This window comes from Gemmatimonadota bacterium, assembly GCA_026706845.1.
In the GTDB taxonomy this organism is placed as follows: Bacteria; Latescibacterota; UBA2968; order UBA2968; family UBA2968; genus VXRD01.
Genome location: JAPOXY010000038.1, coordinates 1 through 12005 on the forward strand (window position 1 = coordinate 1; position 12005 = coordinate 12005).

Sequence of the window (12005 nt, forward strand, 5' to 3'; positions counted from 1 at the left end):
CATTGGACAAGCCCGCCAGTATCTCTGTTTCAGTTTTTGGACCGTGAGCTAACTTCACTGCAATCTCAAATTCCCTCTCTTTCATGAGTCTCCCCGAACCATGCCAATTCATTTTATAGTGTCTTCCCGAGCCATTATACTCGGTAAAAGCACGACTGCCTGTTCTTTCCGAAAAAGGGGAAGTCAGATCATGGCCTGATAAATACCAGCGTCCACCATCGGGTCTAAGCGGTCCTATAAATCGGTTTATTTCTTTTTCAGATAGTGGTTTCGGTCGGCCTGGGATTGGCGGCTGAGGCAACCATTCATACAGAACAATCCAGTGTATTTCATTCCAACCGAATCCCCATTGAGTAAAAGAACAGTCAGCAATTGTCTTCTTGATAGTAGCCAGATTTTTTTGTAACTCTTGAGTCACTTTTTTTACATATGGCTGGCATCGGTCTAAAAGGATTTGATCATCCGAAACTGTTGGAAAAAAGAAATTTGCAACATAATGGCTGGGTTTTGCTTCTGCAATGATCTCCATTTTAAGCAACGATAACAAAGCGTCTATAACATAAGCTTCATCCGCATCAATTCGCTTTGCTAATTTAAATGGAGTAAGAGATGTTTTTCGACAGGCTGCCAGTATGCGCTGATACAACAGGGTATTATTTAACCCAAACGGATTAGAAGAATCGCCAGAAAAACTCCCTGAAATTTCGAAACGGGCAATGCGCTGCGGTTTCAATCGTGGCATTGGATTCAGTGTTTGCATTCCCAATATCTCCTTTCTCATTTGAATGCGGGCAGTGCGGAGTCGGTTTTTTATTGTATCTGTTGAAAGTTTAAGGAAGTCGCTGATCTTTCTGATTGGCCAATCTTCAAGATAGAACAATTCAACAATGCGTCTGTTGCGCTCGGTCAATGATTGAAGAGAATGATGGAGTAGAGAAGCCAATTCTTTCTGATATAGGTATTGATCTGGAAGTATGGAGTGAGCAGAAATTGAGGGATCATTTCCTTCGGAGGAGATATAGAAATTCAATAATTCTGTGCGTCGCGTCTGCTTTTTTCGGTGGCCTTGATATGTTCGATAGATAATGGCTCGAACCCAGGGAAGAAAACGCTGTGGATCTCTTAGACTATCCAATGAAGCGTGTGCATAGAGTAGTGCCTCCTGAACTATATCTCGCGCATCATCCCAGTTTCCTGTCAAACGGTAAGCTGTTTGAAGCAACAGAGAACCATACCGGTTAACCAACGCCCTAAATGCTTGCTGGTCACCTTGCACAGATTTCTGAATAAGAATCGTATCATTATCGGTTTGAGTCATTTGACAGGCTTCCAAAATTCAATTCTATACGACGTTTTCATATATTAGAGGGCACGAATAAGAAAGAGGTGTACAAAATTGTAAAGCCCACTACCATTTGGAGAGCAGTGGGCTTTGGTCGCCTACCTTTCCAGATAAACGAGTGCGCCGATTGTGGCAAATGCAAAGGCCCCCATCTACAATCCCCCTCTTTTGATAGCGAAGAAAAATGGGTGAACCTCCTCCGGCGCATTAGCACTTTTGGATCCACTTCCTACGGTGCCTTCCCGTTCAATCTGAAATCCAGTCTCAGTGAGAAACTTCTTGTAGGTCGAGGGGCCAAAGTTGCTCCAGTACATGGTCTCTCCGAAGAAATCATCTTCGGTATATCCTGGCCCATCGTCGTACCTTGCAACCGTAAACAGAAGGAGACCGCCGGGCCGAAGCCATTGTGCAAATCTACGAAAGAGGTCCTGATGCTCCTGTCTCGGGATATGGAAGATGGCGTAAAAGCTGACAATTGCATCGAAGCTACCTGTAGGGAATTCGGTCTCCATTACGTCGGCGATGACGAATTTAGCTGTGGGGACGTTTTTCTTAGCTAAAGCGATCATGTTTGAGGAGATGTCGATCCCAGTGAGGCTGAATGTCCCGGCAAGATGTTGTGCAACCGGGATACCAGCACCACATCCAACATCAAGGATCTTTGCACCAGGCATCAGATGCTCAGTTATCAAGTTGAGTTCCGCTTCAGGTGTGATACGCCTTTGCCCAGCGTAATCCCCCGCACACCGGTTATAGGCGGTCCTTACCAGTTCCCGATAATCAGTTTCTGGATCGTCAGCAATCTTGAATGGCATAGGGTTCCTTTCTACTCTGAGTTATGCGTTCCTCTATCCGGTTCCGACGAGAACAAGCCCTGTGAAGATGATGGCGACCCCAAGGTATTTGGGTGTGTAGCCGGGTTCTTTGAGAAGGAGGATACCGAAAACAGTGCCCAGGGGAATGCTGATCTGGCGAAAAGTAACGGCATAGCTGACATTTGAGACAAAAGCCAGGCTGATCAGCACCAGAGTGTATGCGACGGCCATGCCTGTGCCTGCCTGCAGGGCGCGAGATGCCCGCGTTTTCAGGATTTCCCACATAAGGATGCGACCGCGTTTTTGAAATAGAACCCAAATGCCCAGCCAGAGAGAGGTAATGAGGCCTTCGAAAAAGGCATAGAGAATCGTAGCCTGCCAGCCTGCAATGGGGAGGGCGGGAGTATCTCTGAGGAAGCGCAAAGCCTCGTCGTCGATGATCGAATAACCGGCTGAGGCGAAGGCGGCCATCAATGCAAACAATACCGATGCATTCAGGTAGTTGTCAATATGGAAATCACTCAAATGCTTCATGGGCAGGATAAACATTCCAACGGCAACCAGGGCAATGCCCCAAATGCACTGTATGCTGACCTGATCGGCACGGTCAAACAAAAGCGTCACGATAATGACTACGATGACTGGAGAGGACCGGGCGATGGGGTAGAGGATGGACAGGTCGCCTCTCTGGTAGGCGTTGGCTAACCCGAGGATGTAGATGGTCTGAAAAATACCTGTTACGACGAGCAAGAGCCATACGGAGGTAGGGAATGTGGGAATTGCGAAACCGAATAGGATGAGTGCGGGAATCAGGCACAGAGTCCCGAATGTGTTGACCAGGAGAAAGAAGGCTGAGGACGGGTGTTCCCGCTTACACAACAGGTTCCAGCCCACATGGGTGAAGGCGGAGATGAGGATGAGGATGATGGCGGTGAGGGTCATGGCGGTATTGTAGAAATATCCGAGGTATTCAGGTCCCCGCCAACTCGAATTCACTCTCAAACGCGGTCAGGGATGCCTGCATTTCACTTGCCAGTGCCTTTGAGTTGGACGCTTCCGCCAGGTTCCTGGTTTCCCAGGGATCCGCTTCCATATCGAAGAGCTGGATGACTGGGTCGTCCTCATAGGTAATGAGCTTATGTGTGTTGGTGCGGAGCATCTTACCGCCTCCGGTGGCGTGTGCTACCACAAAATCCCGCCAATCTGGATTTTTACCTTCAGCAATCGCACGCAGGCTGTATCCCCGCATCATGGGAGGTGGCGAGATCCCGGCATAATCACAAACTGTCGGAAAAACATCCACGCCCGATACGAGATGTTCCTGGTCGATCACCTGTTCTCCGATGTGACCGGGCCAACTCATGATAAAGGGCACTCGCGCGGCCTCATCGTATAGAAAGCTCTTAAAGACCATCTTGTGCCGAAGATGCCCGTCCCCATGGTCGGATGTAAGGATCACGACCGTATTGTCCTTAAATGCTGAATTTTCGAGCGCGTCCATGATCAGGCCGATCTGTCCATCCACTTTTTCAATATAGCGGTAGTAGGTCCAGATATAGTGACGATAGAGTTTCTCTTCCCACTTTTCCATACCCGATTCTTCGCCTCGATCTGCCAGTTTTTGATTCCGAGAGCTTATGATTTTTTCCGGTTCCGCCATGTTTGTCTCAAAATTGGGGGGTAAAGGAGGAAGGTCGTCAATCTCGGGGAACGGCATCTTCCCATCGTGCATCGTATGCGTTAGCACGAAAGAGCAGATATCGTGTGGATTCAAGAGTCCGACTGACAGGAAGAAGGGTTCTTTTTCCTGGTAGTTCTGGAGAAATCCGATCGCACTGCGGGTCGAAGCAATGTCTCCGGTCTCGGCCGTATTCCGCGGATCGGGGCAGATATGGTGGAAACTCTGGGCGACATCTCTGCCGGGAATATGCCATTTTCCGCTGTAGTAGGCGTTGTAACCATTTTTGTTCAGCCATTGTCCCAGGTCCGGCATGGACGGAACCATGTTGGCACCATTGGCCACGACTCCGTTTTCGGGGGTGTGGCGCCCGGTAAACCAGCTCGCACGCGCCGGACAGCAGACTGGATTCGCGCTATAGGATTTTGTAAAGCTGATCCCTCTTGCTGCAAGCCGGTCCATACCGGGTGTCTTCACGTCATTGCACCCCAGATGCCCAAGGGCTTCCGCGCTATGCTGGTCGGTCGTAATCAGAAGAATATTCGGTCTCTGTTCCATCGCTTATGACACCTCCCTCTTGAGGATCACTGTCCGACGCGTACTCACCACGAGAAATAATCGGCCATTCGCATCTACATAATAACAGGTGGGAATAACGGATTCTCCGTAGTGGCAATACACATCTGCAGTCACAGCACTTTGATCTGTCGTGATCTCCGATGTCCCGCGATAAATTAGAAACTGGTTTTCCCGGATCATCGAGAATTCTTCTATCAGGTCAAATGCGTGCTTTGCAGTGTCCTTTCTGGCACTTAGTCGCTGGACTGCGTCAAAAAGACACCAGTCGGCGGTATAAGGACCAAGCGTTTTTGAGCGCGCAGGTTCTTTGTTATCCATAAAAAGTCGGCTATTTCGGATTTCTCCTTTCTGGGTGTATTCAACCAGTCCTTTTCCCGCCGTGCTCCCGTTGGAATACTTCAGCGTCCAGGCCTTTGGAGATGTGAGTGCGTTGTTCTCGCAGTGTGCATTAATTTTTGTTGTGTTATCGAACTTCAGGTCCGAGCAGGCGATTCCCAAATGACGGTCTTCACCTTCATTCTTTGCAGAAATCCTGAGTGTAGCCTCAGGTTCGTGAGGCCTGCTCCCTCGCTTCGTCCGAATGTTCATCCAGTAGATGTCGTATGTCTGCTCTCCCGGTGCCTCCGGATCAAAGGTTCCGGCGGGCAAACCGTATTTGTTCAATACCCTCTTTGTGTGGATATATTCCCATGGCTCGGCCATTTCCCCGCTCCTTTGTATGGAAGTCTCTCAATGAAGGACATTCAGATTCTACGACATACTGAAGGGAAGAGCAAGTATCATCTGGTAGGGATTTTGAAGGGTGTTGGAGAACGCTCTATGACCTACTTCGCCGAGCTTGACATGCAAAGGCTAAGTCGCTATTGTATCGGACGCGAATTGTACTGCAGGAGCGACTGATGGAGGACCGACGATGTCGAATGAAAAGCCGAATGTGCTGGTGATTCAGCCCGACCAGCACCGCGGAACGGTGATGGGGTGTGCAGGTGATTCGCAGGTGAAAACACCGAATCTGGACCGCCTTGCGTCGGAGGGGATCCGGTTCTCGCGCTGCGCCTCATCCAGCCCTGTGTGTTCCCCGTTTCGGGGGACGATGCAGACCGGATTGTATTGCCATACCCACGGCGTGGATGTGAACAATATTCTGCTGAATCCCCAGCTGATTACGTTTGCCGATCTGTTTGCGGACGCTGGATACGCCACAGGCTATATCGGGAAGTGGCATCTGGATGGGTTTAAGCCCAGAGGATGGGGTGGATTTATTGAGCCAGGTCCAGGGCGAGCGGGATGGCAGGAATGGCACGGATACCAGAAAGGGCACGAGTTTTTTGAAGTCTGGGACTACAACGAGAATCGCGAGAGGGTGCGGATCAAAGGCTACGACTGGGAGCCGACGTGGCATACGGATATGGCTCTGGACTTTGCAAAACGAAATCGCGACGCCGGTCGCCCCTGGCTCTACTATTTGGGATATGGCCCGCCGCACCAGCCCGAACAGTGCCCGCAGAAGTACCTGGATATGTACGATCCAGATACCTTTGAACTGCCAGACGACGTGAAGGGACGGTTCGGAGACCGGGAACGCGAGCTTCGGTGGCTTTATCAGATGTATTACGGTCAGGTAACGGCAGTGGATGTGGAGATTGGACGTGTGATGGCCGGCCTGGAGGAATTGGGAATAGCAGATAATACGATTGTGGTCTATGTAAGCGATCACGGAGATAAGCTGGGCAGTCACTGCGAACCCGATGACCGCAACTTTCGAGGCAAGGGAAGTCCTTTTGCGACCGCGTTTCGCATCCCGTTCATCGTGCGTTGGCCCGATCGCATCAAACCAAATCAGGTGTGTGACGCGCTGGTGAGCAGCGTGGATCTCACGCCCACGATTCTGGACCTGGCGGGATTGGGAATTCCCGAGGTGATGCAGGGCGACAGTATGGCGAGCTGGTGCCTGGAGGGAAAGGGTGTGGAGAACGACTGTGTATATATGGGACTCCGCGGCGCGACCCAGCCCGATGGATGGCGTGCCGTATGGGATGGCCGCTATGTGTTTTCACCGGGGATTCACAATGTCCTGTATGACCACGAATCCGATCCGTTGGAGATGAAAAATCTCATCGACGCGCCACAGATTTCAGGTGAGAAGAAGCGGCTATCGGAGTTACTCGTACAGATGGCAGAGAAGACAGAAGATCCGATGCTGCAGGAGGTGAAGGGGCTTTGTGGTGTGTGATTCTCCTCTCTAACCGTCATCGCGGCCATACGCACGCTCCCACGCCTTCACCCGTTCAAACAATACGCCTACGCGTTCTTGATATCTTTCATCCCCAATCCGATTATAAAACTCCTTCGGATCCTCCGATAGATCAAAATACTCTCCTGCTTCACCCTGATATACGTTTAACTTTTCCGTCTCTGTCCGAATCATCTGGGTATCACCAATCTGACTGAATATCGCATCCCGCCAATCATCAGGGAGTGGCTCTCCATCCAGCAACGGTTTCAACGACCGTCCGTGTACAGAGTCGGGGACCTCAGCCCCAATCAAATCGCAAATCGTTGGAAACAAATCAATATGTTCTACCATTTCATCCCGCACCCCCGATTGAATTCCTGGATCAGAAATCAACAATGGCACATGCACCGAAGCCTCTCGCATATTAAACTTCAAAAACATCTCATGCTCCCACATCTGGTCGCCGTGATCTGCCGTCCAGATCACAATCGTCTCGTCCCTGATCCCCAACCGATCCAGCGCATCTAAAACCATCCCACAATATCCATCCACAAGTTCAATCATCCCATAATATCCAGCAATTACCTGCCGCAGTTCCACAGGTGTCAGATGCGCCCATTCTCTCCGTTTTCTCAAAATATCGTTGTGGGGCAAGGGGGCATCAGCAGGTGCTTGCTCTGGTAATTCGATTTTTGACTGATCGATCTTTTCATATATCTCTTTGGGCGGATAAAACGGGGGATGAGGCTCCGTAAAACTCGTCCAGGACAGAAATTTCTCTCCTTTGCTAACGGCTTCTTCAATCTGCCGAATCGACTCTGTCGCCACATGATATCCCCAATGCTGCTCCCGACTTCGCGGACTTGGCCCGCCAGATGACCGCCGCAATACGCCCTCATTTTCCCAATCGTATCGGGCCAGCATATTCTCAGGCATTGTCTCGCGCCACATCTGTTGTGTTATTTCTGGCTCATAGCCATTGTCCATATCGGGATCTTTCCAGTGCATATGTCCCAGATGGAATCGGCGATAATTCAGGGATTGTACAGCGTGTGCGATCGTGTACATCCCCGGATAAGGCATTGAGTTATTGGTAAAAACGCCATGTGCATGGACATATTTGCCGGTTGCCAAACTATGCCGCGCTGGCGAACACACAGGCGACTGTGTATAACACTGGTCAAATCGCACACTCTTTTCGGCCAGACGATCGAGATTGGGCGTATGAGCCAGTGGATTCCCCAGGCACCCCAATGCGTCAAATCTGTGATGATCGCTCATCAAAACAAGCACATTCATCGATAAATCTCCTTTCAATCAACTCCTCGTTCGGTTTCTCCATTGGTTCAGAGCGAGGAGCAAGCTGTCTCTGGTTTCGCGGTTCAGACTCTGAGCCAGGTTGTTGCGTTCATACGGGTCGTCCGCCAGATCAAAGCAATGCGTAATGTCATTTTCGTTCCGCTTTGTAACCAGCTTTACGTCACCCCTGATAACACAATCATCTTTGTGTTCGATAAAGACATCGGTTACGGTATCTGGATCTCCGGTCATGCAGGGTAGCAGAGAGCGTCCTTCGGTTTCTCCTGAATTTTCAGCATTGGCCAGATGGAGAATCGTGGCGAATAGATCTACTGTGGATACCGGTTTCTCAATAACGCATTGTGCTGTCCTGGGTACGCGGATGAGCAGGGGTACGCGAACAGACTCATCGAACATAACGCCTTTTCCGAACAAGCCATGACAACCGGCCATATCGCCATGGTCAGATGTGAAGATGACTACAGTATCATTTGCCAGTTCAGTCTTTTCCAGTGTTTTCAATACGCGGCCAAACGCGGTGTCCAACTGAGAGATTTCCCCAAAGTACCGCTTCCTGAATTCTTCAACACCGTAGTCCGCATTCCAGCCCCTGTTCTTGAACCAGGCGTCGCGGTCCGTGTTAGGCGGACCATCCAGTACGGACTTATCATATCGCTGCATGTCGGTCAGGGGAGGCGAACACGGGGGGTGGGGCGCTTGATACGACACGGCCATGAAGAATGGGGATTCCGGGGATGATAGCGATTCCAGTTCCTCGCAGACAATATCTGTCAAGCCATCGGTTTCGTGTCCGCGAAGCTTTATAGCGTTGTCTGGATCATCGTACCAGATCAGTCCGGCGTTGTGATCTACATGGTGGCTTTCCCACCCAATGAAGTGTTGAAAGCCTCCGCGCAGTTCTGGCGGGACCCACCCGTTCTGTTGTTTACCACTCAAATGCCATTTGCCGATATAGTGCGTGTCATAACCTGCCCGGTTCAGACGATGGGCAATGGTCGGCTGATTCACGGGGAGGCGCATACCATTCCCTGTAACGCCGGTCTGGCTCGGGTATTGACCAGTTAATAGGCAAGCCCTGTATGGGGTGCATAGCGGTACATTTGTATAAGCGCGATTGAATTGCGCGTTTTTTTCGGCGAATTGCGATAGGTTGGGGGCGTGAATTAGATGGTTTCCATAGCACGGCAACCATCTGGCGCTAAGCTGATCGGGAAATATGAACAGGATGTTTGGTCTGTGTATCATGTGTTTGGGGTGGGGGAGCGATAGGTCCTTTTTTAGTTGCTTTTGAAAGGGTCGCTCAAAACAACGAGGGTGATAAGATCGCGTAGGCCTTTATTTTTTTCCTGTACCTCTCGAACGATTGCATCAATCGCTGGTCGATCAGTAATTCCCAACTCGCGACCTATTGCATAGGTCAGCAATTTTTCTGTCAGACAACGCGTGAACTCTGCGTGGCGCTTTGCCACTATCTTGCGAAATTCGGCGAAGGATTGAAAGGTCTCGCCACTCGGCAATTGTCCCGAGGGATCAATCGCTGCGCTTCTGGTATAGTGGGTTCGCCAGCCGCCGATCGCGTCAAAGTTTTCCAGCGCGAAACCAGGGGGATCAATTTTGTTATGGCATTGGGCGCAGGTCGGCATCTCGCGGTGCTTGACCAGTTGATCTCTGATGGTCGTTGCGCCGCGCGTGTCTGGCTCAATTTCGGGCACATCGTCTGGCGGTGGCGGCGGTGTGTATCCCAGCAAATTTTCCAGCACATATATTCCGCGCACCACGGGCGAAGTATCTACGCCATTGGCTGAAGCCATGAGAAAACTGCCTTGGCCCATCAAACCACCGCGTGGTGTCCCGGTGAGCGAAATCCGGCGAAAATGATCTCCCTCAATACCTCCTATCCCATAATGCCGGGCGAGTTCCCGATTGAGAAAGGAATAATCAGCAGAAAGAAATTCTCGGGGCGAGAGATTGTTGTCGAGTACGTGCCGAAAAAACGTCTCTGTTTCAGTCACCATAGCAGGGCCGAGATTGTCGCGAAAATAGACTCTAAAATCGGGGGAGGGTGGCATCTCTCCAATATTGTCATAGTGGAGCCATACGCGAATGAAATTTTTAACAAAGCGGTGCGATTTTGTGTCTTTGAGCATGCGATGGATCTGCTTACTGAGCGTGACCGGGTCGCTTAGTTTTTTCTGTTGGGCAAGTGATAGCAGTTCATCATCCGGCGCAGAAGACCACAAAAAATAGGATAATCGAGCCGCCAGAGAATAATCATCCAGAGCACCTTCGCCTTCATGCAAAAATAGAAACGCAGGCGAACTGAGAATGGTCTGAAAACCCAGCTGTAATGCGGTTAACGGCTCCATGCCATTGCGGAGTTTTTCATGCGCAAGCGACTCAAATGGTGCCAGTTCTCCCGGGCGCAAGGGCCTGCGAAAAGCGGCTGTGGCAAATGCACGCAAACGATCCGATATACGCTTCTGATCCAAATCCTCGGGTTTTAGGTCGCCATACATCAACTGATGTCCGAGTGGAGGCCAGTCTTTCTCTTGAGGACCACTAACCTGAATTTCCCAAACCCTTAGCTTAGGCCCGCGGTAAACCTTTAGCAGCGCGTGATTTCTTTTATTTCCCGCTTTCTGATCCACGAAGGGCAGGATTTCGGGTTTTGGATTTTTTGCCTTAGTAAGTTTGCGAACCAGGGCTTTGGTTGCCAGCGTTCCATTGCGGAAACGAACTTCAGGCTCAAATCCTTTTTCCAGATAGACATCCCATTCAAACCACTGAGGCTCTTCACGGGTCAGTTCAACAGTTGCAAGCGTGTATTCGCGCGTAATATTGCCCGTGCTCACTACACTGCCTTTGCGATCTACAGCCGCTAACTCCAGCACAAGCGGGTCGCCTGTGGGAAAATCGTTGAGTTCTCTGTCATAATGGTGATTGCGATCAATTGCTGCCGCCTGTACCCTTATGGTGTAGGTACCACTGACAGGGGCGCCACCATTCGCCAGCGGGTAAAAGCCAATATGACCACCGCGGTAGTGACGGCCAGTGAGATCATCGTATCCCGTATCGGATACAAATCGAAAGCGATCCTCTCTAAAAACCTTGGGCAAGGACAAGGAATTGGCCTGTTTGTTTGTAAAATAGAAGGGTGATTTTTGCACGTAATTTTGGGCTTCGGGTCTGGCTTCAAAATGCGTGGCACGTGTGATGGCTTCTTCAGCAACACGCAAATAGTGATCGAGCAACATGCCCGACGTGACAAGCCCGGCAGCATTGTTGTCAAAGCCCTTAACCTTCACTTCGGGTGGAAAATTCTCCGTTGGATCCCAGGCCTCCATATTCAGACCGAGTAAATCGCCGAGTGTCTGGCGATATTCCCAGGCGTTGAGCCGTCTCAGAGGTGTGTGCTGTCCTTTGCCTGACAATCGCATACGCGCTTCAGCAATTGATGCTGTAATCATCTGAACAGTGGCAAGTACCTCATCTTTACCCGGCTGCATCTGACGCTTTGGTGGCATCGACTGCAGGTTGAGCTGATCGACAATATCCTGCCAGAGTTCTAATTCTTTGAAGTTGGCAATTGTCTCGGAGAACTGATCAAAGCGCCGATCGGCTTTTTGTACGCTTGAACCATGACACTTTACGCAATATTGTGTGAGGAATGCCCTGGGCAGTTCTGCCCAGACAGAATGCGCGCATAGGGTGGAGACAATGACCATCAAAATACGTTTCATGAAATCTCCATCGCAGAAAAGGTCCCTGTGCTTTTACCAAAGCTATCTCGTTCTACACCAAACCACTGCAAGACAGAGAGCCAGAGGTTTGACAGTGGGATCCGTTTGTGTGCCTCAGCAGGACACACGAGATGTCCTTGATGTTTCAAACCGCCCCCAGCGAGAATCACCGGCAAATTTCTATTGGAATGCCTGGAGCCATCGCCCATGCCACTTCCCAGAACGACCCGTGTGTCGTCAAGCACCTTTCCTTCTTTCACGCGATCCCGAAACCGCTCAACCTAAGTCAACCAAT

9 protein-coding genes are annotated in these 12005 nt (G+C 50.4%); 1 reads left to right on the forward strand and 8 read right to left on the reverse strand.

The genetic code is table 11. The features are described from left to right. From OXG87_04105 to OXG87_04125, 5 genes are all read right to left on the reverse strand, one after another. On the reverse strand, nt 1-1318 hold a 1318-nt coding region (locus tag OXG87_04105), incomplete at its 3' end, for an RNA polymerase sigma factor (GenBank protein ID MCY3868715.1). Between the two features lie 176 nt (nt 1319-1494). Next, nucleotides 1495-2157 (reverse strand): methyltransferase domain-containing protein, encoded by a 663-nt coding sequence (locus tag OXG87_04110; GenBank protein MCY3868716.1) that lies wholly within the window; start codon nt 2155-2157, stop codon nt 1495-1497. A gap of 33 nt (nt 2158-2190) precedes the next feature. After that, nucleotides 2191-3153, reverse strand: coding sequence for an EamA family transporter (locus tag OXG87_04115; GenBank protein MCY3868717.1), 963 nt, complete (start codon nt 3151-3153; stop codon nt 2191-2193). Next, nucleotides 3128-4393, reverse strand: a complete 1266-nt coding sequence (locus OXG87_04120; GenBank protein ID MCY3868718.1) for a sulfatase-like hydrolase/transferase — start codon at nt 4391-4393, stop codon at nt 3128-3130. The genes OXG87_04115 and OXG87_04120 overlap by 26 nt, the downstream gene beginning before the upstream one ends. A 3-nt stretch (nt 4394-4396) precedes the next feature. After that, complete coding sequence (locus OXG87_04125) at nt 4397-5116, reverse strand: hypothetical protein (GenBank protein MCY3868719.1); 720 nt, start codon at nt 5114-5116, stop codon at nt 4397-4399. A 211-nt stretch (nt 5117-5327) separates the two neighbouring features. Here OXG87_04125 and OXG87_04130 point away from each other — a divergent pair, with 211 nt between their 5' ends. Further along, entirely contained in the window at nt 5328-6647 is a 1320-nt protein-coding gene (locus OXG87_04130) for a sulfatase (GenBank protein ID MCY3868720.1), read from the forward strand. A gap of 9 nt (nt 6648-6656) precedes the next feature. On the opposite strand, the gene OXG87_04135 is transcribed toward OXG87_04130, so the two are convergent. Genes OXG87_04135 through OXG87_04145 form a run of 3 tightly spaced genes read right to left on the reverse strand, consistent with a single transcriptional unit; the run spans nt 6657 to nt 11710 of the window. Beyond that, entirely contained in the window at nt 6657-7949 is a 1293-nt protein-coding gene (locus OXG87_04135) for a sulfatase-like hydrolase/transferase (protein MCY3868721.1), read from the reverse strand. 18 nt (nt 7950-7967) lie between these two features. Further along, nucleotides 7968-9215: a sulfatase-like hydrolase/transferase gene (locus tag OXG87_04140; protein ID MCY3868722.1), complete on the reverse strand. Its 1248-nt coding sequence runs from the start codon at nt 9213-9215 to the stop codon at nt 7968-7970. 32 nt (nt 9216-9247) lie between these two features. Further along, on the reverse strand, nt 9248-11710 hold the full coding sequence (locus tag OXG87_04145; GenBank protein ID MCY3868723.1) for a DUF1592 domain-containing protein: 2463 nt from the start codon (nt 11708-11710) through the stop codon (nt 9248-9250). Nucleotides 11711-12005 lie beyond the last annotated feature (295 nt).